The 23,071-nt window shown below is 41.2% G+C and carries 22 protein-coding genes; 2 read left to right on the top strand and 20 right to left on the bottom strand.

Going from position 1 to position 23,071, the window contains the following annotated elements; all coding sequences use genetic code 11:
* Positions 1-74: 74 nt before the first annotated feature.
* The 17 genes from rpe to rfaE1 all read right to left on the bottom strand — a co-directional run bounded on the left by rpe (position 75) and on the right by rfaE1 (position 17,971).
* The gene (gene rpe / locus EHR06_RS13290; RefSeq protein WP_100710209.1) at positions 75-719 is read right to left on the bottom strand and encodes a ribulose-phosphate 3-epimerase; all 645 of its coding nucleotides are present in this window, start codon (positions 717-719) and stop codon (positions 75-77) included.
* Positions 716-1,720 carry a PASTA domain-containing protein gene (locus EHR06_RS13285; protein WP_135757439.1) on the bottom strand — a complete coding sequence of 335 codons (1,005 nt, stop codon included), beginning with the start codon at positions 1,718-1,720 and terminating at the stop codon, positions 716-718. The genes rpe and EHR06_RS13285 overlap by 4 nt, the downstream gene beginning before the upstream one ends.
* Positions 1,717-2,661, bottom strand: a complete 945-nt coding sequence (fmt, locus tag EHR06_RS13280; RefSeq protein ID WP_135757438.1) for a methionyl-tRNA formyltransferase — start codon at positions 2,659-2,661, stop codon at positions 1,717-1,719. The genes EHR06_RS13285 and fmt overlap by 4 nt, the downstream gene beginning before the upstream one ends.
* Positions 2,661-4,604 (bottom strand): replication restart helicase PriA, encoded by a 1,944-nt coding sequence (priA, locus tag EHR06_RS13275; protein ID WP_135757437.1) that lies wholly within the window; start codon positions 4,602-4,604, stop codon positions 2,661-2,663. The genes fmt and priA overlap by 1 nt, the downstream gene beginning before the upstream one ends.
* The gene (locus tag EHR06_RS13270) at positions 4,601-5,446 is read right to left on the bottom strand and encodes a hypothetical protein (RefSeq protein WP_135757436.1); all 846 of its coding nucleotides are present in this window, start codon (positions 5,444-5,446) and stop codon (positions 4,601-4,603) included. Before EHR06_RS13270 ends, priA begins: the two co-directional genes overlap by 4 nt.
* A complete protein-coding gene (locus EHR06_RS13265) occupies positions 5,439-6,782 on the bottom strand; it encodes a sigma-54-dependent transcriptional regulator (protein WP_135757435.1) in 1,344 nt (447 codons plus the stop codon). The genes EHR06_RS13270 and EHR06_RS13265 overlap by 8 nt, the downstream gene beginning before the upstream one ends.
* Positions 6,783-8,561 (bottom strand): LIC_11548 family sensor histidine kinase, encoded by a 1,779-nt coding sequence (locus EHR06_RS13260; protein WP_208757793.1) that lies wholly within the window; start codon positions 8,559-8,561, stop codon positions 6,783-6,785. It abuts the gene before it with no gap.
* A 17-nt stretch (positions 8,562-8,578) separates the two neighbouring features.
* Positions 8,579-8,845, bottom strand: coding sequence for an HPr family phosphocarrier protein (locus EHR06_RS13255; RefSeq protein ID WP_208757788.1), 267 nt, complete (start codon positions 8,843-8,845; stop codon positions 8,579-8,581).
* Positions 8,820-9,782 carry an HPr(Ser) kinase/phosphatase gene (hprK, locus tag EHR06_RS13250; protein ID WP_086448715.1) on the bottom strand — a complete coding sequence of 321 codons (963 nt, stop codon included), beginning with the start codon at positions 9,780-9,782 and terminating at the stop codon, positions 8,820-8,822. Before hprK ends, EHR06_RS13255 begins: the two co-directional genes overlap by 26 nt.
* A 3-nt stretch (positions 9,783-9,785) precedes the next feature.
* The gene (gene rpoN / locus EHR06_RS13245) at positions 9,786-11,222 is read right to left on the bottom strand and encodes an RNA polymerase factor sigma-54 (protein ID WP_135757433.1); all 1,437 of its coding nucleotides are present in this window, start codon (positions 11,220-11,222) and stop codon (positions 9,786-9,788) included.
* Positions 11,219-11,944 carry an LPS export ABC transporter ATP-binding protein gene (gene lptB, locus EHR06_RS13240; protein WP_135757432.1) on the bottom strand — a complete coding sequence of 242 codons (726 nt, stop codon included), beginning with the start codon at positions 11,942-11,944 and terminating at the stop codon, positions 11,219-11,221. The genes rpoN and lptB overlap by 4 nt, the downstream gene beginning before the upstream one ends.
* 9 nt (positions 11,945-11,953) lie before the next feature.
* On the bottom strand, positions 11,954-13,285 hold the full coding sequence (locus tag EHR06_RS13235) for an LptA/OstA family protein (protein ID WP_135757431.1): 1,332 nt from the start codon (positions 13,283-13,285) through the stop codon (positions 11,954-11,956).
* Complete coding sequence (lptC, locus tag EHR06_RS13230; protein WP_425269502.1) at positions 13,282-13,878, bottom strand: LPS export ABC transporter periplasmic protein LptC; 597 nt, start codon at positions 13,876-13,878, stop codon at positions 13,282-13,284. The genes EHR06_RS13235 and lptC overlap by 4 nt, the downstream gene beginning before the upstream one ends.
* Positions 13,879-13,920: 42 nt before the next feature.
* Complete coding sequence (gene kdsA / locus EHR06_RS13225; RefSeq protein ID WP_086448720.1) at positions 13,921-14,772, bottom strand: 3-deoxy-8-phosphooctulonate synthase; 852 nt, start codon at positions 14,770-14,772, stop codon at positions 13,921-13,923.
* Positions 14,772-16,388, bottom strand: coding sequence for a CTP synthase (locus EHR06_RS13220; RefSeq protein ID WP_135757429.1), 1,617 nt, complete (start codon positions 16,386-16,388; stop codon positions 14,772-14,774). The genes kdsA and EHR06_RS13220 overlap by 1 nt, the downstream gene beginning before the upstream one ends.
* Before the next feature lie 81 nt (positions 16,389-16,469).
* The gene (gene rfaE2 / locus EHR06_RS13215; protein WP_135757428.1) at positions 16,470-16,964 is read right to left on the bottom strand and encodes a D-glycero-beta-D-manno-heptose 1-phosphate adenylyltransferase; all 495 of its coding nucleotides are present in this window, start codon (positions 16,962-16,964) and stop codon (positions 16,470-16,472) included.
* Positions 16,961-17,971, bottom strand: coding sequence for a D-glycero-beta-D-manno-heptose-7-phosphate kinase (gene rfaE1, locus EHR06_RS13210; RefSeq protein ID WP_167492298.1), 1,011 nt, complete (start codon positions 17,969-17,971; stop codon positions 16,961-16,963). Before rfaE1 ends, rfaE2 begins: the two co-directional genes overlap by 4 nt.
* A gap of 62 nt (positions 17,972-18,033) precedes the next feature.
* Here rfaE1 and EHR06_RS13205 point away from each other — a divergent pair, with 62 nt between their 5' ends.
* The gene (locus tag EHR06_RS13205; RefSeq protein ID WP_135757427.1) at positions 18,034-18,648 is read left to right on the top strand and encodes an LON peptidase substrate-binding domain-containing protein; all 615 of its coding nucleotides are present in this window, start codon (positions 18,034-18,036) and stop codon (positions 18,646-18,648) included.
* A 139-nt stretch (positions 18,649-18,787) separates the two neighbouring features.
* On the opposite strand, the gene EHR06_RS13200 is transcribed toward EHR06_RS13205, so the two are convergent.
* Genes EHR06_RS13200 through EHR06_RS13190 form a run of 3 tightly spaced genes read right to left on the bottom strand, consistent with a single transcriptional unit; the run spans position 18,788 to position 21,857 of the window.
* Positions 18,788-20,038: a C40 family peptidase gene (locus EHR06_RS13200; RefSeq protein WP_135757426.1), complete on the bottom strand. Its 1,251-nt coding sequence runs from the start codon at positions 20,036-20,038 to the stop codon at positions 18,788-18,790.
* Entirely contained in the window at positions 20,035-21,327 is a 1,293-nt protein-coding gene (locus EHR06_RS13195) for a peptide MFS transporter (RefSeq protein ID WP_135757425.1), read from the bottom strand. The genes EHR06_RS13200 and EHR06_RS13195 overlap by 4 nt, the downstream gene beginning before the upstream one ends.
* On the bottom strand, positions 21,300-21,857 hold the full coding sequence (locus tag EHR06_RS13190; protein WP_135757424.1) for a cob(I)yrinic acid a,c-diamide adenosyltransferase: 558 nt from the start codon (positions 21,855-21,857) through the stop codon (positions 21,300-21,302). Before EHR06_RS13190 ends, EHR06_RS13195 begins: the two co-directional genes overlap by 28 nt.
* Before the next feature lie 310 nt (positions 21,858-22,167).
* Here EHR06_RS13190 and EHR06_RS13185 point away from each other — a divergent pair, with 310 nt between their 5' ends.
* Positions 22,168-23,019, top strand: a complete 852-nt coding sequence (locus tag EHR06_RS13185; protein ID WP_135757423.1) for a flagellin N-terminal helical domain-containing protein — start codon at positions 22,168-22,170, stop codon at positions 23,017-23,019.
* The last annotated feature ends 52 nt before the right edge of the window (positions 23,020-23,071 follow it).

Here is a 23,071-nt window from a genome sequence, read left to right as displayed (position 1 = left end):
GATGGCTCACCGTATGGCTCGCCCTAATACGCCATAATTCCCTGGAACGCTCGGCTGTCAATATTTAATGCGACTTACTTCGCTAGGCCTTTTAAGCGAATACCATTTTCGCTTGGGTCCCCGGATTTGAATAAACCGGCACCAACCACGCAAATATCCACACCTGCTTGAGAGAGTTCTTTGATATTTGTATCATTGACTCCCCCATCTACTTCCAGCTCGATCGGGTAATTAGAAATGAGTGACTTGACCTTTCGGATCTTGTCCATTCCCCCATCCACAAACTTCTGTCCGTAGAATCCAGGCTCCACAGTCATTATGAGTACTAGATCAATATAAGGTAGAAGAGTTTCTAAAGCAGAAACTGGAGTCCCAGGGTTCAAAGAAACTCCCACTTTCGGTCCATTCTTCTTTATTTCCTGAGCGAGACGAATCGGGAAACGAGTTGTTTCCGCATGGAAAGTAATGCAGTAAGGATTCAGTTCATAGTATTTAGGAACATGATTCTCCGGTTTCTCCACCATCAGGTGAACGTCCAGAGGGATCTGGGTCATTGCTTTGATCTCTTTATTGACCGCTTCTCCGAAGCTGATCTGAGGCACAAAATTTCCGTCCATCACGTCCATATGGACTAGATCTATTCCTTCTTTTTTAAAGTTAGGAACCGTATTTGCGAGTGCTGTAAGTTGGGTGGCTAAAATAGAAGCGGAAATTTTCAAAATTCGTTCTCGTAGTCTTTGGATTTTACTTTCGAACCTTTCTCGTCCAAAAGAACCAGTGTCACGTCCCCTGTTCTGTAAAAGACGGTCTGGATTTTTTCTCCCTCTTGGTAAGTAGTGGGAGCGCTGATTTCCATTTGTTTGGTTTCGTCGTTTTGGTCTTTTACGATTAAGGAATACGTTCCGTTTTCAGGAGCCTCATACACGAAACTTTCGTATCCGCTTTCTACCCTGTCTTCCGGCTCGAAATAAAATACCTTAAACTTGTATTCGTTTCCCACTTTTTGGACGGATTCAATTTTTCCATTATCAGGACGAAATTTGGTAATAACTACTTCTGCCTTGGAAGAAATTTTTGCTCTTACTAGGGCTCTTTGAGCGAATGCAAAAGAATCACCCGGTTTAAACTCTAATCCTGCCTGAGGCTCCCCTTCTTTTTTCTTGGTAGAAGGTTTGGTAACTAGTAAGAATACTTTTTCGCCGGCGGTGATGTTTTTACCTGCTTCCGGGATTTGATCCACTACAGTGTCAGGTTGTTCTCCTTCTTTCACTTCCACATAGGTGATCCCACCTAAAGTTAAAGAAACGTAAGTTTCTCCTGAGAGAACTTTTTCCATGGAGTTTTTAGCGGAGACCAAACTTTGGCCTTTTAGGTTAGGCATATCAATTCGATCTAAACCGATATTGACTGTAAGAGAAACTTTGGAACCTGCCTCCACTTCTCTTCCTGGACGAATGGATTGGTAGATGATAATTCCATCTGTTTTGTCCGGATAACGTTTGGACTCCAATCTGACTTTCAACTGGAGACGCATTAACTCGTTATGGACTTCGTTATACGGTTTGCCTACCACATCCGGCATTACTACCATTGTGGAGCTTTTAGTACGAACGAATACAACTAAGAAGGCGGCTATGAAGAAGACTACTAAGCCGAATGCGATGAAAAAAAAGTAACCCCCGATAGGGAGATATTTAGAGCGGAGTTCTTCCTTGGTCACTCGAAACGATCCTCGTCCGAAATACGGAAACCGTTCATGAAATCTGCCACAGTCATTCTGTTTTTATTTTCCGGTTGAACGGAAAGGATCTCTAAAAAACGGCCATCTCCACACTGGAAAAGAAGGGCCTTTTTGTCCATTCGTTTCAATTTGCCTGGTTGGATGGGTGCTTCAGAAAAATCTACCGGTCTTGTTTTCCATAAGACCATTCGTTTATCTCTAAACCGGCAATACCCGCCCAGATCCGGACTTAAAGCACGAATTCGATTATGTATATCTATGGCGGAAAGTTTTAGATCCAGGACCCTATCTTCTGCAAGGATTTTAGTACAATAAGTTGCCTTGGAATGATCTTGAGGAGAAGCCTCGAAGGCAGAAGTTCTCTCTCCTTTCAAAAGTGGGATTAGGCTTTGGATCCCTGCTTGGGTGATCTTTTCCATGAGGGTTCCGGTATCATCTTCTAAATCCACATCCACTTCTTGGATGCGGATAATATCTCCCTCATCCATTTTTTCACCCAGGTATTGGATGCTGATCCCTGATTTTGTATAACCTTTCCAAAGAGAAGTTTGGACCGGAGAAGCACCCCTTAAGTCGGGAAGAATGGAACCATGCAGATTGATAGAACCGAATTTAGGATGAGAAAAAATTTCCTTAGGTAGAATCGAACCGTAAGCAAATACAACATAAAGTTCCGCATCGAACTTGGAAAGATCTGCAAGCGCAGTTTCTTTTTCCTTCTTTATGGATTCGTATTGGAATACAGGAAGATTTGCTGCAAGTGCAATATCTTTAACAGGACTTGGGACCGGGGTTTTACTTCTTCCCTTAGGACGATCCGGATTTGTGACCACGAATTGTACTTGGATATCAGGCTCTTTTAATAATGCCTGCAAAAGTTTGGCAGAAGGTTCCGGGGTCCCAAAAAATGCGATTTTCATCAGACAAGATCCAATGGATCAAAATCCAATTCCAGGTAAACGTTTTTAGAAATTTTAAGAGGCCGGATCTCTTTTTTTAGGATCTCTCTCCATTTGTTCTGCACAGTCGTTTTGATGAGTATATGATTCCTGAAATTTGCATCTATTTTATAAAAAGGACAAGGAGCCGGACCTAAAACGACTGTGTTCGGTTCAGGAAGATGTTTTTTTAAAACCTGATGAACTTCTTCAATCGTTTTGAGAGAAAGACTTTCGTCTTTGGATCTGGATAAGATACGAACTAAACGAGAGAATGGCGGATAAAAAAGTTCTTCTCTAGTTTTGACCTCAGAATCATAAAATCGAATATAATCTTGGTCCAATGCCATTCGAATGATCGGATGATCCACAGTGTTTGTTTCGATGAGAACCTCTCCGGCAAGATCCGATCTACCAGCCCTTCCCGCTACTTGTGTTAAAAGGGAAAATACTCTTTCTCCCGCTCTAAAATCAGGAAGTCCTAAACCGATCCCTGCATTTAAAACTCCTACAAGAGTGACTCGAGCGGCATCTAAACCTTTGGAGATCATCTGTGTTCCGGTGAGAATATCTATCTCTCCGTCTACCAATCTGCCGATCACATCAGTGAGAACACTTTTATCTTGGATGGAATCCTGGTCTAGGCGCTCCACTTTTGCACCTGGGAAAGTTTCTAAAAGGAATTCTTCCAGTTTTTGGGTGCCTGTTCCCATCATGACCAGTTTTTCTCCCAGCTTGGATTCCAATCTTTGGAAAGAATCGGAAAAGCCGCAGAGGTGACAGATAACGGTACCTTTTTTATGATAACATAAATGAGATGTGCAATTCGGGCAAGGGATGTATGTTTTTTCTTTTTCGGAATAGATTAAAGGACTGTATCCTCTTCTATTTAAAAGAAGAATGACTTGTTCTTTTTTATCCAATCTCTGTTTGATCGCAAATGTAAGTTCTGAACCTATCAGTCTTGTATCTTTTTTATTTTCTTCTATCCGGACCGTAGGAGGTTTTGCAGTTCCAGGTCTTTTGGTAAGGACTTGCAATCCAATCTTTCCTGTTTTTGCAAGATGATATACTTCTAAGGAAGGAGTTGCCGATCCTAAAACTAATACCGCTTTATTCTGCCTGCATCTTTGTAATGCAACCTGTCTTGCATGGTATCTTGGTGTAGAATGTTCCTTAAAAGATCCATCATGCTCTTCATCTATGATGACTAGTCCCAAATTTGCAATGGGCGCGAATACCGCAGATCTTGTGCCAACAGCGATCCTTTTTTTGCCTTGTAGAAGGTCCGTATATGCTTTAAATCTTTCTGATACTTTCAAAGCAGAATGTAGTAATGCGATCTCTCCCGGAAACACCGCTTCTAATTTGCGTATAATATGATAGGTCAAACCTATCTCAGGAACCAGAAGTAAAACTCCCTTGTTTGAGTTTTGTAGAATGTCCCGTATCAAGTGCAGATAAACTTCCGTTTTTCCGCTTCCGGTGATCCCGAATAGAAGATGGATGGAATCTTTTCCAAAATCGGCTTTGATGTTTTGGTATGCCGCCTCTTGTTCTTCGTTTAATTGAAACGGCTCGGAGGCGGTAATATTCTCGTTCAGTTTTACTTTAGAATGTCTTCTGCCTGAGGGAATCATCTTGTGGATACATTCCCCAAGAGAAGCGAGATATTGTTCTTTTACCCAATACGCGAGTTGGATCTGTTCCTCATTGATGACTGGAGTTTTATCTATAACCCGATCTACTTGTAAGACCTCATAGCTTGGTTCATTATGATGTAAGGAGAGTACGATCCCTTCTTCTTTTCTTCCTCTTAGTTTGGCTTCTACTCTCATTCCGACTTGGGTGCCTGGAGGTACCTCGTAAGTGAATGTGTCCTCTAAGATAGGAAGATCGAAGGCTAGTTCTGCGTATTGGATCAAATTTTTTCTTTAATCTCCTGATGAAAGATCCCTAGTTGAGATAGGATACTTTCTTTGACTTCTATTTCCTTCTTCTTGGCTTCTTGGAATTCAGTAGAATCCGCCTTGCTGGATTTTCTTTTCTGTTCTGCCGCCAAGATAGCTTCAGGAGAACGTAGCACTACCATAGGAGTCCCAGGTTGGAACTCTAAAGTTTTTCCCATTTGTTTGAGTGCTTCCTCTTTTCCGAAATAAAGCGTTGCGGCAGCGCCTAAAAGTATAATTCCTTGGATACCTTCTTCCTGGACGGTTTCTTGTACTTGGACCTTGCAGTTTTGGGTCCTTCTTTTCCAATCTTCTTCATTCGATCTGTCTTGGGAAAATAAACATCCAGGAAATTCTTGGAAATAGAACTCCTTCATAGTGAAGCCGAATACTTTTTGGATCATTCTATCGAATACATCTTCCGCTTCGCTGGTCCTGAAAATTTTCAAAGGAGAAGTTTTTACATACGATTCTTTTCCGGGGACGGTTTCACCAGTATAATGTAATACTAATATTTTCTTTCTGCCTCTGATGATAAAATGGCGTACAGCGCTGAGTCTATCGGAGCAAAGTTTACAGGAAAAGTTTCGGTCCTCTTTTTTAGGAGGGATCCTCATTTGGATCCCAGGGACGGAAGTTTCTTTTTCTTTTTTAGATCCGATAGAAGACCAGGCCCAAGAGTCTTTCCATTCCAGGTCCAGATCCTGGGGATCTTTTTCTCCCTGTCTTCGTATGATCGGGAATTCTCCGTTTTGGACTAAAAATTTGAAGTCCTGAAGAATTCCTTTCAACTCTTGAAATATTCCAGGCTTAGTCATGGATGTCCTCCGCCTGTATCCCTAAGGATTTCATTTTTCTGTATAAATGGGATCTTTCTATTCCAAGTGCCTTGGAAGTTTTGGAAACATTCCCTTCGTTTGTCTGTAATGTTTTTAGAATATACTGTTTTTCGAATTCTTCTTTTGCCTTTTTGAAGTCCCCTTTTTCGACCAGATCATTCGCTTTTACGAAACCTGTCATGGAATCCTTCACATCCTGGGCACGTATAATATCGCTTACAGTCATGATACAAAGTCTTTCGATCACATTCTTAAGTTCTCTGATGTTTCCCGGCCAGAAATGGTTTTCTAAAATAGAAACCGCTTCCTTTTCGATGATCTTAGGAGTAAGATTATTTTCTGCGATTGTTTGTCTGACGTAGTGATCTACAAGTAGTGGAATATCCGATTTACGATCCCTTAATGGAGGAATTACGATCGGGATCACATTCAATCTATAATATAGATCTTCTCTGAACTTTCCTTCTTTGATTGCTTCTTCCACTGGGATATTTGTGGCAGCTATAATCCTAACATCCACAGAGACCTGTTCTGTACTTCCCAATTTTTCGAATCTTTGTTCTTGTAGGATACGAAGTACTTTTGCCTGAGTGGATAAAGACATATCGCAGATCTCGTCCAAGAATAATGTGCCTCCGTTAGCAGCCTCGAATTTTCCGATCCTTGTGTCTGTGGCGCCTGTGAATGCACCTTTTACGTAACCGAATAGTTCGGATTCTATCAATTCTTCCGGAAGTGCGGCGCAGTTTACTTCTACAAAGGGCTGGTCCTTTCTTTTAGAGTTTTTGAATATAGTTTTAGCGACCAGTTCCTTTCCTGTTCCATTCTCACCGTAAATAAAAACTCGAGCGTTTGTAGCGGCTGCTTGTGCTATGGAAAATTTAACTTTTTGGATTGCGGGAGAATTCCCTAAAATTTCATCCGATTCCAGTTTGATTTCCGGAGCTTCCGTCTTTTCCGAATATACCAATGCTTCTTCCACCGCTTCTAAAACTTTTGCGATGGATAATGGTTTTTCTAGAAAGTCTAATGCACCTTTTTTGGTGGCTTGTACTGCGAGTTCTATTGTCCCATGTCCCGAGATCATTACTACCGGGACAGTCGGATAAATTTTTTTGATCTCGTCTAGAATGAGGAGTCCGTCTTCTTTTCCGAGCCAAACATCCAGTAATACCAAACTTGGTCTTTCTATCTTCAGATGTTTTAAGAAATTTTTGCCGGAAGAAAATTGTTCCGCCTCGTAATTTTCATCTTCCAAAATATCCTGGAGGGATTTGCGGATTTCCGGTTCGTCATCTACTATGAATATTCTCATCTAAGCTACCGGAAGTTCTATCCTAAATTTACATCCGCCTAATTCGGATGAGTCCACAGAAATATGACCGTTGTGATCTATTACCGTTTTTTGAACGATTGCAAGTCCTATCCCGGAAACATGCTCGTCTTTTGTGGAATAATAAGGTTCAAAAACCTTGGACTTATATTCGGAAGAAATTCCGATCCCATTATCTTCCACAAGTAAAACCACAGAACGTCTCATGATCCTTTTTTCTAATACGGTAGAAATTCTGACTTTTCCTTGAGTGAATCCGGATTCGCCTCTTTGCCTTCTCTTTTCTATGGCTTCCACTGCATTTTTGAAAAGATTATTCATGATCCCTAAAAACAGTTTTTTGTCCAAAAAGATTTCAGGCAAATTTTTTGCGAAGTTGAGTTCTATCTGGATCCCAGGTGTATGTTCGAAAAGTTTTGCACTTTCCAAGACCACCGGCTCCAGATGTTGGTTGATCAACCTAGGTGCAGGCATTCTTGCAAATTCGGAGAATTCATTTACGAGATGTTCTAAAATTTTTACCTGACCGACTATGGTTTCACTTCCCTTCGTTACGATCTCTTGGAATTCTTCCGGAACTTCCGAGTTTAGTTTTCTCCTGATCCTTTCTGCGGAAAGTTGGATAGGAGTCAGCGGATTTTTGATCTCATGAGCCATTCTCTGAGCCACTTCTTTCCAAGCTGCTATCCTTTGTGTATGCATCAATTCTTCGTTTTTGGATTTTAGATCTTTTACCATTTGATTAAAAGATTCTACCAATGCACCTATCTCTCCGCCTTCCGTAAGTGGAAGATTGATATCCGTATCTCCTAAAGAAACTTTTTGGGTGGCGTTTGCAAGATCTATGATCGGTCTTGAAATTTTTCGGGCGAATACAAGTGAGAAAAAGATTGAAAGTAAAAAAGCGAATACGGTCAGTAATGTAATAGTAAGCCTGACCTCGTAAGGAAGTTTTTCTTTGGCTAAATCTGCGGTGATATAGTTTTTTCTAGTATTGATAAAAGAATAGGCTCTGGACTCTTCTCCCTGAAAAACACGTTTTCCTAATATCAAAAATTTAGCCGGATTAGGTGAATCAATTTTAAGTAAGTAAAACCCTAAATTTTGGTTTAAGGCAAGTTTTTCGGAAATACCTTCTTCCGTTCCAAGGTTCGTAAATTCTTCCGGCGAAATTGTCAATTTTAAGGATCTGTTTTCAAGTGTGGGAACGTTATTCTCGTACCATCCCACATAATAGTTCGGATTGGAGATCAGATCCAATTCATTTGCACGATTTGTAAGCAGGTTCGGGTTCGGATTTTGTCTTTGGACTAAATTCCTAAATAATTTAGCTTTTTCTAATAGATTATTTTTTTCAATATCCAATTCCTTTCGGACAAAATGATCCCCCGCTTCCAGGGCTTGGGCGATATCCAAACCGTAAAATCCTTCAAATACCCTCCCTATCACATTGGAAGTGAGTAAAAATACGGGAAAAGAAGGAAGCATTGCGATGAACAAAAAGGAAAGAGAAAGCCTGTATCGTATGGAACTTTTTAGCCTTCCTGTTTCTAAATTCCTGCGATTCCTATAAAAATAGGAAACGATCAAGAATAGCACGACTAATGGAACAGTATAATATACATAGATAAGTATCCGATCTACTATATCTATATTTTCAGAATTTCTAAAATGAATGAGCTCTGCTGCAAGTACTGATAGAGAGATCACTCCGGATAAGATCAGAAGATCTCGAAGATAGTATCGATTCTCCTCCTCTATCCGGAATGGGAACCATTTCATATCGCAAAATCGCCTTCCACTAATTTGGCCAAAGCATCCGCCGCTTCTTCTTCCTGGGCGCCTTCTGTCTTAATGGAAAATTCCTGACCCGGAGCTAAGGCTAACATCATGAGTCCCATGATACTTTTACCGTTCACTTCCACTCCGTCTTTGGAGACTAGAACTTCGCAGGAGTATTTTGCCGCGCAATTCACAAAGACAGAGGCGGGACGAGCATGCATCCCTGCGCCGTTTTCGTTAATTTTGAGGTGGATTTCTTTCAACTTTTCCTTGCTGTAGATAAATATTTAATTTTTGGCTGAATTCTGCCGCTGCATTTTTTCCTAGTTTTTTCAATCTTTGGTTCATTGCAGCGGTCTCTACGATGATCGGAATATTTCTACCAGGTCGAACTGGAAGTTTGATTAGAGGAATATTTACCCCAAGAACTTCTTCCGTTCTGTTTTCGAGTCCGGTTCGATCGAATTCTTTTTCTTCCGTCCATTCTTCCAAATGAATTATGAGCTCTATGAGTTTATGATCTCTTACGGATCCGATCCCGAATATATCCTTTATATTCAGAATTCCTAATCCTCTGATCTCCATATGGTGACGAAGAAGGTCGGAACAAGTCCCTATCAGATAACTCTCGGAAAGTCTTCTGATCTCCACCATATCATCCGCGACTAGACGATGGCCTCTTTCTATGAGTTCGAGTGCCGTTTCACTTTTTCCTACACCGCTTTTTCCGGATAGAAGTATCCCAATCCCGAATACTTCTATCAAAACCCCGTGCCTCATCGTCCTAGGCGCAAGACTTCTGTCTAAAATTTGGGAGATTAAAGTGATAAATTTATGCGTAGAAACATCCGAACCCAAAAGAGGAATATTCAGTCTGTCGCAATATTCCACAAAAATAGGAGGAGGAACGTTTCCGTGAGTGAATATGATACAATTTAAATGAAAATGGAAAAAATCTGCGGCGAGTTTTTCCATATCCTCACCTTCTTTAGAAGTGATGTATGCCCATTCTCCTTTTCCAAAAATTTGGATACGGTCATGCGCAAAACTTTCATAAAAACCGGTGAGTGAAAGACCGGGTCTATTGATCTCGGAACTATGGATCCGATTTTGGAGCCCATTTTCTCCCGCTATAAGTTTGAGACCTAACTCAGGATGATCTTTTAGAATATTAGAAACATTGATACCTGGAACGGACATGAGTTACCTTGCTTCCAGAGATTTTACTTTTTTTCTTTGGTTGGATGGTAAAATTTTCAGTATTTTACGGTACTTTGCCACAGTTCTTCTGGCAATCTCTATCCCTTTACTTTCTATTTTTTCCACTATGTCCTGATCGGAGAGAGGATTTTCGGGATCTTCTTCTTTTACTAGATTACGTATAATATCATGAATGGTTTTAGAGGATTCCATTCCACCTTCGGAACTTTTGGATTTTAATCCGGAGGAGAAGAACCATTTTAACTCCAGAATTCCCCAGGATGTTTGCACATACTTATTGGAAGTGATACGAGAAACTGTGGATTCATGAAGGTCCAATCTTTCCGCTATATCTTTTAAAGTGAGAGGTTTTAAAAATCGAACTCCCTTGCGGAAAAATTCGGTCTGGAGTTCTATGATCGCCGAGACTACTCTATACAAGGTTTGTCTTCTTTGGTTTACGGAGCGGATCAGCCATTCTGCGGAATTCAGTTTTGCGGAAATATATTCCTTATCCGAATCCTTAGCACCGGCTCCTTTTTTGAGCATTCCCTTATATTCTTTATTAATTTTTAATTTAGGAAGCCATTCGTCATTCAGTAATATACTGAACTCACCTTCTATTTCTCTGATAATTACGTCTGGAACTATGTAATCCGGTTTTTGGGGAGTGTATAATGTTGCGGGGAATGGTTCTAATTTTTTGATCTCAGCCGCCATTGCCTCTATGGATTCGACCGGAAGACCCATTTTTTTGGAAATTCCCTTATAATCCAGTTTTTCCAGGTCTTTTAGATAATTTAAGATTAGATCGTGTAGATTTTTATCTTCCGGTTTTAGGATCTTTGCCTGAATATATAACGTTTCTTGAATGCTTCCTGCACCAATTCCTAAGGGATCCAATTGATGGATCTGTTCCAAAACTTTTTTGATCGTTTTTGCGGAAACTCCTATCTCCGCGGCAAGCTCGGCTTGGGTCTGGGATATAAATCCTCTATCGTCCAGCATGGAGATCAAAATTTCAGCGATCTCCATTTCTTTTCCTTTTAAGGAAGAGATCCTGAGCTGCCAAAGTAAATGGTCGGAAAGGGATTGTGCGTTAGGAGATGATTCGATGTATTTTTGATTTCTGTCGGAGGCGTCGGTGCCTCTATACTGAGGTTTATCTAAGCTGAATGAATCCTGCCATCCTTGGTCGGAATTTTTAAGAAAGTCGTTTTTCTCTTTTCTTTTTAGATCGTCCACTGAATAGAGTTCAGGGCTTTTACTTCTTTCGGAGCCTGGCTCCTCTTCCAGCATCGGATTTTCCACCAGTTCTGCGCTGATCCTATCGGCGAGTTCCAGAGTAGACAAAGGCAAAAGCTCTATCGACTGACGCAAATCCTGCGTCATGACAAGCTTTTGTGTCTGCTTCTGTACTAACTGGTGGTTCAGATTCACAGCTTGAAGTCCTCTCCTAGATACATTCTTTTTGCTTCTTTATCATTCACGAGTTCTTTAGGAGTTCCCGCGATCAAGATCCTACCACTATGCATGATGTATGCTCTGTCCGTGATCTTTAATGTTTCTCGAACATTATGGTCGGTGATTAAGATGCCAAGTCCCTTCTTCTTTAAACTATTTATAACAGTTTGAATATCTTTAACAGCTATAGGGTCGACGCCTGCGAACGGCTCGTCAAGAAGGATAAAATCCGGATTTGTGACTAAGGCTCTAGCGATTTCGCATCTTCTTCTTTCTCCGCCTGAAAGAGTAAAACCTTTTTGATTGGCGACTCGCATAATTTGTAATTCTAAGAGTAGTTCGTCTCTTCTGCGAACGATTTCCGATCTAGGAATGTTCAGGGTTTCTAAAATAGCTTCCAGGTTTTCCGCAACAGTAAGTTTACGAAAGATAGAAGCTTCTTGTGCAAGATAACCTACTCCTAGTTTTGCTCTAGTATGCATAGGAGCTTCCGTCACATCTTGGTCGTCTATGAATACATGACCTGAATCAGGTTTTACAAAACCGACGGACATATAGAAGGAAGTAGTTTTTCCGGCGCCATTCGGACCTAGTAGACCTACTACTTCTCCTTTGCGAACATCGAAACTGACTCCGTCTACAACCTTGCGCTTATTATATATTTTGATTAAGTTTTGGCACCGGATCCTTTGTCCCATTATGCAAGCCTAATTTCCTAAATGGACTCCTTCTGTCAGAATTGATCTTCCTTCTCTTGGATAAAAGACGATTTTTCCCGCTCTCAGTATCTTACCACTTCGATTAATCCTAGGATTTCCTTCTAAAAGTACGGATTCGTCGTTTTCAAAATAAGTGGCGTACTCACCTTGCGCCTCTGTGGACTTGGATTTGATCCAGATATTTCCTCGGATCACTGTTTCTTTTTGGTCTAAAAAACGTTCGAATTCCTGTGCAGTGATCGTACTCGTTACCTGATCGGAGTTTTTGTCTAAAAATTCCATTTTGCCTTCGTCAGTCAGGTGAAGATAATTTTCATTTCTGAAATAATCGAATACGTTACCCGAAAGAAGAAGATTATTCTCTCTATCGTGCACTTTGATATTTTTTCTGGCCTTGATGATATGTGAATCCTTTCCCACCGACTCGATATTATCCGAAGTGATCTTCATATCTTTTCTGAGAACTGTTGCATTTCCGCTGATCAGTACTGTGCGGTCGTTCTCTTCGTTCGGACGGCTTTCTATCTTATCCCCTTTTAGGATCGTGAGAACGGTTTGTTTTTTCTCATTTCCTTCCGGATCTTTTTTAGTCTCTTCTGAAGATTGGAATAAGACTGTGTTTTCTTCCAAAAGTATCCTGCTTTCATTTGTGTAGAAGGATAATGATTTACCGCTCAAATATCTGTTCTTAGAGATAAGGATCGGGTCCGGATCCGTGGTGATCAGATGTTCCGATTCTTTAAAAATCGCCTCTGCACAAAAAATAGTAACTTCCGGATGATTTACGATCACTCCGCCATGCAGCTTTGTGATCTTAGTGCTCAATTCCCTATCTATCTGTTTTGCGGAAATGACCGTTGTTTTGCCGGTTTTGTCCCGAAAGCTAAGCCTTGGTCTTTCTTTGATATAGACCATTTCGGAGTATTTATCATATTCTCCAATTCCAGCTCGCATCACGGTCCCGTTTTCCTGGTCTTCTATATGTACTCCGTTCTTTAAAAAAGCCTTATATGCTTCTTTTCCATATACTTCGATCTTGTTTGCGCCCAATTTTACTTTTTTATGTTGGATCCAGGCGCCGCCTTCTAAACTGAATATGGTGACTTTTAATCCTTGTACTTCTTTATCTTCTTGAGTAAGCGCGTTTGCTCCCCAAAAAGTAGGAAAACTTTCCTTACGTTTCGGATCTGCCTCTCCTATTCCTTGGAAACTTTTCGGATCCAATGTTTCCGCGGAAAATAAGAGAGGGGGTCTAGAATGAGATCCCAAATATGCGGGGAGCAAAAATAATAAACAGAAAAGGACTAGGATACGTTTCATTTTTGTTTAGGAGAAGAAGAGAGTGGATTTGCACCGTCTTGGGTGACTGCACTTGGTCTTAAAATTGTAAACTTGTTCAGGTCTTTGTCAGCTCTAAGACCTACACCTCTGATATGAGTCCCGTTTGCGTCTATGACTACTTCTTCATTGGAACTGAGTTCTTTGGTTTCGTCGTTATAATCCAATGATTTTGCTCTGAGAGTCCTATGTTCTTCCGTTCTAAGAAGAATATTCCCTGTGAGTTTCATCAGCTTTGTGAGTTGGTTGATCTCTCCTTTTTCTCCTGTGAGTTTGGACTTGAACTTTCCATTCTCATATTGGTCGAAATCAATTCCGTATAGAACGTATCTTTTTTCGTCAGCGTAAAGGTAGGCTTCTTTCGCTTTCAATTTCCATAATATAGTTCCGTTCCCGTCATACTGGTCCTTTGCAAAATTCCGGAAAGATACAGTGGAACCTTTTTCTTTTTCTTCTTCTACACGGGTGTATTTAGCGTCCGATTTTCCGCCTGAATAGAAGAAAAGAACTAAGAATAAAATTCCGAGTCCTACTCCCAGGCCCGGACCGTATTTTTTGGCGGTTTCCGGGTCTATTTTGAGTAGAGTGAGTATACGGGAATACAAGGCTCTTATCTGTTAGCGGTTTAGGATTTCCTGTTTAACGTAACGGTCTAAACCGACTAATTCCTTTAATAAGGATTTAATTTCGGAAAGTGGATACTGAGTAGTAGCATCCGAAAGTGCCTTTGCAGGATCAGGATGCACTTCCATAAAGATACCTTCTATCCCGAGTGCCACTGCACTTCTTGTCATGCTCGGAATGTACTCTCTTTGTCCTCCGGTGATATTTCCTGCGGCTCCGGGCAATTGAGCGGAGTGAGTCGCATCGAATACTACTGGAATATCATAACTATGTAATATAGGAACTGTTCTTCCGTCGAATACCAAATTCCCATAGCCGAACGTGGTCCCTCTTTCGGTAACCATATACTTTTCGGAACCGGATTCTTGGATTTTTGTTTTGATATGTCTACAGTCGGAAGGAGCTAAAAACTGTCCTTTTTTGACATTCACCCATTTTCCTGTTTTAGCGGATTCTGCGATCAGATCGGTCTGTCTGCTTAGGAATGCAGGGATTTGGTACATATCGATCACATCTTTAAGAGGACCGACTTGGGAAGTTTCATGAATATCAGTCAGAACAGGAACATTAAATTTTTTCTTAATATGTTCTAGGTGTTTGATCCCTTCCGTAAGTCCGGGACCTCTATAAGAAGTAACTGAAGAACGGTTCGCTTTATCGAAACTACTTTTGAAAACATAAGGGATCCCAAGTTCTGTGGTGATCTCTAACATTTCAGCACAGACTTTTTCAAGTAAGTCTCTGTTTTCCATCACACAAGGACCGGCGATCAGGAAGAATGGATTCTTTCCTCCTATCTTTTTACCGCTTAAAAAATCCCTTTCTTGGGCAGTCTTATCGCTCATTATGCCTTCCTTGCAAATTTGACCGCAGCACGGATGAATCCGGCAAATAATGGATGCGGTTTTGTAGGTTTTCCGGTGAATTCAGGATGGAACTGAACTCCTATAAACCAAGGATGATCCGGAATTTCTACGATTTCAATCAGGTTTTCATCCGGAGAAATACCGGAAAGGATCATTCCTTTCTCTTCGAATCTTTGTTTGTATTTGTTCGTAAACTCGAATCTATGTCTATGTCTCTCATAGATCAGTTCTTGTTTGTATTCATTGAATGCTAATGTGTTTTTCTTGATCTTACATGGATAAGATCCTAAACGCATTGTTCCACCCATTTGATCTATATCCATCTGCTCTTCGATGAGAGAGATCACAGGATCCGGAGAATCAGGTCTGAACTCTGTGGAGTTCGCATCTTTCATTCCCAATACGTTTCTTGCGTATTCGATCACCGCACATTGCATTCCTAAACAGATCCCGAAGAATGGAATGCCTTTGGTCCTTGCGTATTGGATTGCCGCGATCTTACCTTCTATCCCTCTGTCTCCGAATCCGCCCGGAACTAAAACACCATGCACGGATCTTAAAACATCCTTCACATTTGTTTTATCCAGTTTTTCAGGATCTACTTTTATAAATTCTACGTTTGCTTCGTTTGCAATTCCGCCATGAGATAAACTTTCATAAACGGAACGATACGCGTCATGAAGCGAAATATATTTTCCAACCACTGCGATCTGGACTGTATGTTTTGCGGATTGAAGACTTTTTATGATCTTCTCCCATTCCGTAAAATTGGATTTTCCAAGTTCTAGTCCTAATGTTTTTAGAACCACTTGATCCAGTTTTTCTTCCTTATACATTTTAGGAATTTCGTAAATGGAAGTGCTGATATCGGAAGCAGAGATCACATTTTCCTCTTTTACGTTACAGAAGGCGGAAATTTTTCCCTTCATTTCTTTTGGCATCGGTTGATTCACACGACAGATCAAAATATCCGGTTGGATCCCGAGTGCCAAAAGTTCTTTTACGGAGTGTTGTGTAGGTTTTGTTTTTGCTTCGCCTGCTACTGTGATGGTAGGAACTAAAGTAACATGGATGAATAAAACCTGAGTAGGTCCGTGTTCGTATCTCATCTGACGGATCGCTTCTAAGAATGGAATGGACTCAATGTCGCCCACTGTTCCACCGATCTCTACGATCACAAAGTCGGTTGCATTTTCTCTTGCAAGAGTATAGATCCTATTTCGGATCTCGTTGGTGATATGAGGGACAACTTGTACAGTTCTTCCCAGATAATCCCCTTTTCTTTCTCTTTGGATTACAGTATTATAAATTTGTCCCGTAGAAACGGAATTCTTACGAGTGAACCTGGACTTGGTAAATCTTTCGTAATAACCTAGATCCAAATCAGTTTCCGCACCGTCTTCGGTCACATACACTTCGCCGTGCTGGTACGGGCTCATAGTTCCCGGATCGATATTGATATAAGGATCCATTTTTTGCAGGGAAACGGTATAACCCCTGCTTTCCAAAAGGCATCCAAGGGCTGCTGCGGACACACCCTTTCCAAGGGAGGAACAAACACCTCCGGTCACGAAAATAAATTTAGTTTTGGACAAACCGAACTCCTACCTGCTGAACAGAGTTTTCTTCAGTCTCGGAAAATCCAACTCGGAATTTCGTAGAATCGAGAAGTAAATCTAGGGTTTTTGACGAATGCGTCGGATCAGATCGGTGCTGGAGAATCCCGGAACAAAGGGTAGAATTCTGACTTCTCCGCCTAATTTGCGAACAAGTGGAGTTTCGGGAAGAGCTTCCAAATCATAATCTCCCCCTTTTACGTGAATATGGGGCGCTACCTGAGAGATGAGTTCCAAAGGAGTGTCTTCGGTAAAAACGCTGATATAGTCTACAAAGGAAAGGCAGGAAAGAAGAAGTGCCCGATCTTCTTCCGGATTTACCGGACGTTCCGGACCTTTGAGTCTTTTGACGGAAGAATCGGAATTGATCCCCACCCAAAGAACATCACCCAAGTCACGAGCCTGGGAAAGATAAGTCAAATGACCTTTATGAACTAGATCGAATACACCGTTCGTAAAAACGATCTTTTGATTGGAGCGGACCTTCTCCGAAACATTCTTAACTTCCTGAAAAGGAATGATCTTCTCTATACAAGAAGAGAAAGAAGATTTCATTCAAAACTTCCTCTTTTCTCCAGAGCTTGTAAAAGTTCTTCCAAAGAAACAGTCTCCGCACCCAGTTTTCCGACAACTACACCCGCCGCTGCGTTAGAAACGATAGCGGCTTCCAATTCTCCGAGTCCTGCTGCCAAAAAAGAAGTGTAAACAGAGATCACAGTGTCCCCTGCTCCGGTTACATCGAATACTTCTTTAGCCACAGTGGGAATATGATAGGTTTTAGATTCGGAAGAAATATAAAGGCTCATTCCTTTTTCCCCACGAGTGATCATCATAGAAGGAGAATTTAGATTTTCTGCGATCTTCTTGGCCGCTTCTTCTACTTCCGCATTTGTCTCTAATTTTTTACCTAGAGCCTTTCCCGCCTCATGATGATTGGGAGTCATGACTGTAGCTTTTTCATATTGGAAAAAATGGGACACTTGCGGATCCACTGTTACAATTTTCTTATGTTGGACTGCGATATCGATCGTTTTACGGATCAAACTAGCAGTCAAAGTTCCCTTATCATAATCGGAAAGAACAACCGCATCCGCTTCTTGGATGATCTTGGAAAAACTTTCCAGAAGTTGTTTTTCTTCCGCGTCAGTAAGAGGAAATGTTTCTTCTCTATCGATTCTGCAAACTTGCTGGTGACCTGCGATCACTCTTGTTTTTAGAATGGTCGGGACTTTTTCAGAACGTATAATCGTATTTTTAGAAGAACTTGTGTTTTCGGAAGAAAGAAGATCATCCAAAGTTTTAGCAGCTGTATCATTGCCTGCTCTACCCAGCACAAAAGATTGGACCCCAAGGCGAGAAAGATTTTTTACCACATTCCCCGCTCCACCCAAAGTGGTCTTTTCATTGCGGACCCATACCACTGGAACGGGAGCCTCCGGAGAAATTCGGTTCACTTCACCTATCAGATACTCGTCCAGGATGAGATCTCCGATGACGATTATTTTAGTGGTTTTTAATTTAGAAGCCGCTTCCAAATATCGCTTTTTATCTAAGTAGTACAATTTTAAACCGGTCTTACAATTTGATTTGCGTTTTCACTTCAACAGGTTAGGATAAATCCTAGGTGTCAAGAACTACAATTCCGATCTTTCCTCTTCCCGAAGTCATCTTATTTCCAGGCACATTTCTTCCTCTTCATATTTTCGAGCCTAGATACAGGATGATGTTGGATTATTGTTCCGAGTCCGGCGAAGAAATGGCGATCGCACCTATCAAAATGGAACCGGGCAATTTAAAAAATCCTCAGCCTGAGATCGAAACTATTTTTGGCTGGGGAACGATCGTTAGAAGAGATCCACTTCCTGACGGAAGATCCAATATTCTACTCGAAGGTAAAGGGATCGCAAAATTAGAATCTTACGATACCATGGAACCTTTCCGGATCGGTGTGATAGAAAAATTAGAACCTGATTCCAAATATATCGAAGACAAACTATTCGTAGAGATCTTCGATCGGATCTTATATCTCACCAAACGTATCCTACTTTCAGAAGGCGCCAAAGAAGAACTCATCCTTAGAATGAACGATCTTTGGTCTCATCCTTTCCCGGTAGATTTTATATCTTCTATCTTAAATTTTAATTTTAAGAAGAAACAAGAAATCCTTTCCAGCACGGATCAAATTTTGAAAGCACAGTTGTTAGTTGGGATTGTAGAAGAAATGAATCTAGGAGAATAGGAGTAAGCAGAGACTCAGAGCAAATAACTCACGCAGAGACGCAAAGCCGCAGAGAGATTTTAGAAAAAATAAATAAGGAACCTCCGCGTCTTCGCGGCTCTGCGTGCCAAAACCCCCGCGGCTCTTAATACTCCGCGCCTCAATTTACAACTTTTTTAAATACTCTTCTTGATAGCACGAAACGATCTATCCACCATTTCATTCTGATCTTGTCGATCACCACTCCGCGTGTAGAAGAAGCATGTGCGAATTCTTCTCCATTTAGGACCATTCCGACATGAGTGACTTTGGATTGGTTGGGAGAAGCGGAGAAGAAGATCAAATCACCCGATCTCATTTCATTATGAGAAACTCCAGTGCCCATTTTGGTTTGTGCGCTGGAAGCACGAGACACCATTTTTTCAGGAACACCAATCCGACCGTCCGTCAAAACTCTAAAAGTAAAACCGGAACAATCCGTTCCTGTTTTAGCGGCATTGGCCCATTTATAAGGAGTTCCTACCCATTCTTTAGCAACTTTTTGTAATGTAGGTGCGGATAATGTTTCCCAACTTTCTTTAGCGGGTTTCTCCGGTTCAGTCGGTTCTCCTGGTTCAGGTAAATTCGGAACTAAAGGAGGATCAGGCAACGGTTCTATACGAGGCCTATCTCCAATCACGATCCCGCCGACTTCTTCCAGAGAAGTTTCCACAGCACGGGCGGATGCAAATTTCTGAGCGGATGTCACCTTCTCCCCTTCATGCAATTTTTTTAAATTACCAAGAAGAATATAAGAGGCTCCATCCATTTTGGAATCCAGCACCGCTTTAAAAGAACTTTCCGTTTTTGCAAAAGGGATACTTCTTCCTTTTGCCGGGAATTGGGCCAGGATTTTGGAAGCTAAACGGTTCTCAGGAAAATCCACAAGTTTCCCTGCGATAAGCGCTCTTCCTCCTGAGAGTACGGAAAAACCGTCCCATTTTTTTTCCATGGCGGCTTCCACAAAACGATTTCGGACTTCTTCTCTGATCCCTGCTTTTTTGGTTTCTTTAAAATACAAACCTATATAACTGAAATCTTCTTTGGAGAGTTCTCTTTTAGAAACAACCGGAATTGCATCTTCTGCTTCTTCGAATGTTAATCCTTCTTTGACTGCGAAGTCCAGATTCACTATGAGTTCTGCTGTTTTTTCCGGTGTCACCCCTTCTAAGATCGCCCAAGGGATCACATTTTTAGTGATTTTCAGCACTTCTTTGCTTGCGGCTCTCTGTCCTAATTTTTGGAACACAGAATTTTTGATAAGAAGTGTTTGGGATCTATCCCAATCCGATTTGAGCAAGTCTTCGAAAGGATCTGCAAATATGGAAGAAGAGAATAAAAGAAGAAGGCTAACTAAGATCCGAACTTTCATTTTACACCATGCATCCAAGATTCTAATTTTTTACGGAAAGAAAATAAACCGATCGCAGTGATCGTTGGCAAAAAGAAGAAGATCAGGAAAAATCCAGACAAAGATTCTCTTCCTCCCATATATCTGGTGAGTTCTCCAGCAAGAACATGAGCGAAGAAGTTTGCCAAAAACCAAAATCCCATCATCATAGATGCGACTTTTACGGGTGCGAGTTTTGTAACTAGGGACAAACCAACAGGAGACAAAAACAATTCTCCGATCGTTAAGAGTAAGATGGATAGAATGATCCAAATCGAAGAAAACTTTTCCGTAGATCCAAAAGTTACCAAGGAAAGAAGAAGGTATCCTAATCCTAAAACGATCAGTCCTAAGCAAAACTTAGTTACCGTGGAAATATGCCTGCCGGACTCTTCGAATTTTTTCCACATCCAGGAAACAACAAGAGCTAAACTCACCACAAAAAGCGGATTTAGAGATTGGTAATTTGCAGCAGGGATTTCCCAACCTAAAATATTTCTATCCACATATCTATCGATAATCAGGCTCAAAGAAGAACCGATCTGTTCATAAGAAGCCCAGAAAGTGATCGTAACCGCAGAGAAAACCATGATCGCAAAAATTCTTTCTCTATTTTGTTTAGGATCTTCTGTTTCCGAATCTGACGCTCCTTGGTTTCCATTCGCTAAGAACGCGTTTGGATTCACTCTTCTTCCTAAAAATCCGAAGATAATGAGACCGATCAACATTCCGACTGCTGCGATCCCGAATCCATAATGCCAGCCTTTATACTCCGCAAGATTGGCGCATGCCCAGGTCCCCAAAATCGCTCCCAGATTGATCCCAAAATAGAATATTGTAAAACCGGAATCTTTTAGTTCAGGCTTACCTTCTAATTCGTAAATTCTTCCTACAACAGTGGAGATACAAGGTTTGAAAAAACCATTTCCTGCGATCAGAAGTCCTAGACCCAAATAAAAAGTCCAAAGGCCATTGAATGCCAAGGAAAGATGACCGAACATCATAAGCACTCCACCTAAGAAGATGGAACGTTTGTATCCTAAAAATCGATCTGCGAGTAAACCACCGAGTATCGGGGTGAGATATACGAATCCATTATAAAATCCGTATATTCTGCCCGCTTGGGCATCTTGCATCAAAAGTTCTTTTGTCAAAAACAGAACAAGAAGTGCTCTCATTCCGTAAAAAGAAAATCTCTCCCACATTTCCACGAAGAAGAGAACATACAAACCTTTAGGATGGGTTATTTGCCTTTGGCTCTGGATTTCCATTCCGGTTCCGGGATTTTAGATTCAAAATTTGCGTATCTTGCTGCTACGAATAAATGATCGGAAAGTCTATTCAGGAACCGAAGGTTTTCTGCAAAGACCTCCTGACCTTCTTCCTTATAACGAACTAAATCTCTTTCTAATCTTCTGGCTAAAGTTCTAGCTACATGTAAAAAAGAAGAAGAGGAAGATCCGCCGGGTAGTATAAAATTTTTCAAAGGAAGAAGTGAATCCTGCCAAAGATCTATCTCCTTTTCCAATTGAGAGATATCCTCTTCTAGGATACAGGAAGAGTCATCCTTCTTCTTAAATCCTGCAAGTTCAGATCCCAACTCAAAAAGTAAATTTTGGATCCTCTCTAGTGAGTCCTTTAGTTTGGAATCTTTCGTTAAGAAAGAAATTGCTACTCCGATCGCGGAGTTCAATTCGTCTGCGGTCCCGTACAATTCTACCCTGGGATCTGATTTGGAGACCCTGGTCCCGGAAGCCAAGGATGTGGTTCCGGAGTCTCCCTTTTTGGTATAAATTTTCATGATTCGGCCTGAATTTAGGGGACAGAATCCGAAAAAGTTCTGAAAATTCCCGCAAGAAAAGCAGTTTTAACGGAAAAAAAGTTGCGAAATAGCTAAAGTGAATGGTAGAATGAGAGTAGACTTTCCCTCTTTTGGATTATCGTCGATTCCGACTTTAGTCTTTAGGAAAAAATCTAAAAAAATCTCCCCAACATATATAAGGGAGTGAAATTCGCAGTGGATATCCGGGTTGCCCGGGAGGTTCTCCCCTCCTAAAAGCCCGGCCTCATGGTTCGGACGGATCCGAACTCTAGCTACAGGGAGGTTGTTGATGATTATCAATCACAACATCAGTGCTCTTCGTACAAATAATGTACTGAAGACAGTCAATAACGAGCTGGACAAAACCACAGAAAAATTGTCAACCGGGATGAGGATCAATCGTGCCGGTGATGATGCATTGGGATTTGCAGTTTCCGAAAGGATGCGTACGCAGATCCGTGGTCTTGCCCAAGCGGAAAGAAACGTAATGGATGGAGTTTCATTTATCCAAGTCACCGAAGGGAACTTGGAACAAGTGAATAATATTCTCCAAAGATTGAGAGAATTATCCATCCAAACTTCCAACGGGATTTACTCGGATGATGATCGTAAACTCGTACAATTGGAAGTGGACCAGCTTATAGAAGAAGTGGATCGTCTGGGTAAATCAGCCGAGTTCAATAAAATTCGTCCTTTAAGCGGAGCCTACTCCAAGGATTCTAAAAATCCGATCCAATTGCATGTGGGACCGAATCAAAACGAGAAGCTGGAAATTTTCGTGGATGCTATGAATGCAGGCGCGCTTCAGTTGGAGAGTAACGGGAAAAAGCAGACTTTGTCTTCTCCCGCTTCTTCTAATGCGATGATCGGTATTCTGGACAACGCGATCCAAAAGGTGAATAAACAAAGATCCGATCTAGGAGCTTATTATAACCGTTTGGAAATTACAGCAGAAGGTCTGCAGGCAAACTATATCAATATGGTTTCCGCAGAAAGCCGAGTAAGGGACGCTGATATGGCGGAACATATCGTGGACTATACCAAAAATCAGATTTTGACTAAAAGTGGTGTCGCAATGCTTGCTCAAGCAAACATGAGACCGGAACAGGTGGTTAAACTTCTGAGTGAAAGATTCGGATGATCAGGAATTCAATTTTCTGAAAATTCGAAGAGACCCGTCCGATTGGACGGGT

Origin of the sequence: Leptospira dzoumogneensis (genome assembly GCF_004770895.1) — a bacterium.
GTDB lineage: Bacteria > Spirochaetota > Leptospiria > Leptospirales > Leptospiraceae > Leptospira_B > Leptospira_B dzoumogneensis.
This window is presented reverse-complemented; position numbering and strand designations above follow the sequence as displayed.

Excerpts from the sequence above, each read along its gene's own strand:
- fmt (WP_135757438.1), bottom strand. The coding sequence starts at position 2,661 with ATGAAAATCGCATTTTTTGGGACCCCGGAACCTTCTGCCAAACTTTTG.
- EHR06_RS13270 (WP_135757436.1), bottom strand. The coding sequence starts at position 5,446 with ATGACTAAGCCTGGAATATTTCAAGAGTTGAAAGGAATTCTTCAGGAC.
- EHR06_RS13265 (WP_135757435.1), bottom strand. The coding sequence starts at position 6,782 with ATGAGAATATTCATAGTAGATGACGAACCGGAAATCCGCAAATCCCTC.
- hprK (WP_086448715.1), bottom strand. The coding sequence starts at position 9,782 with ATGTCCGTTCCAGGTATCAATGTTTCTAATATTCTAAAAGATCATCCT.
- lptB (WP_135757432.1), bottom strand. The coding sequence starts at position 11,944 with ATGGGACAAAGGATCCGGTGCCAAAACTTAATCAAAATATATAATAAG.
- EHR06_RS13235 (WP_135757431.1), bottom strand. The coding sequence starts at position 13,285 with ATGAAACGTATCCTAGTCCTTTTCTGTTTATTATTTTTGCTCCCCGCA.
- kdsA (WP_086448720.1), bottom strand. The coding sequence starts at position 14,772 with ATGAGCGATAAGACTGCCCAAGAAAGGGATTTTTTAAGCGGTAAAAAG.
- rfaE2 (WP_135757428.1), bottom strand. The coding sequence starts at position 16,964 with ATGAAATCTTCTTTCTCTTCTTGTATAGAGAAGATCATTCCTTTTCAG.
- EHR06_RS13200 (WP_135757426.1), bottom strand. The coding sequence starts at position 20,038 with ATGAAAGTTCGGATCTTAGTTAGCCTTCTTCTTTTATTCTCTTCTTCC.
- EHR06_RS13195 (WP_135757425.1), bottom strand. The coding sequence starts at position 21,327 with ATGGAAATCCAGAGCCAAAGGCAAATAACCCATCCTAAAGGTTTGTAT.
- EHR06_RS13190 (WP_135757424.1), bottom strand. The coding sequence starts at position 21,857 with ATGAAAATTTATACCAAAAAGGGAGACTCCGGAACCACATCCTTGGCT.
- EHR06_RS13185 (WP_135757423.1), top strand. The coding sequence starts at position 22,168 with ATGATTATCAATCACAACATCAGTGCTCTTCGTACAAATAATGTACTG.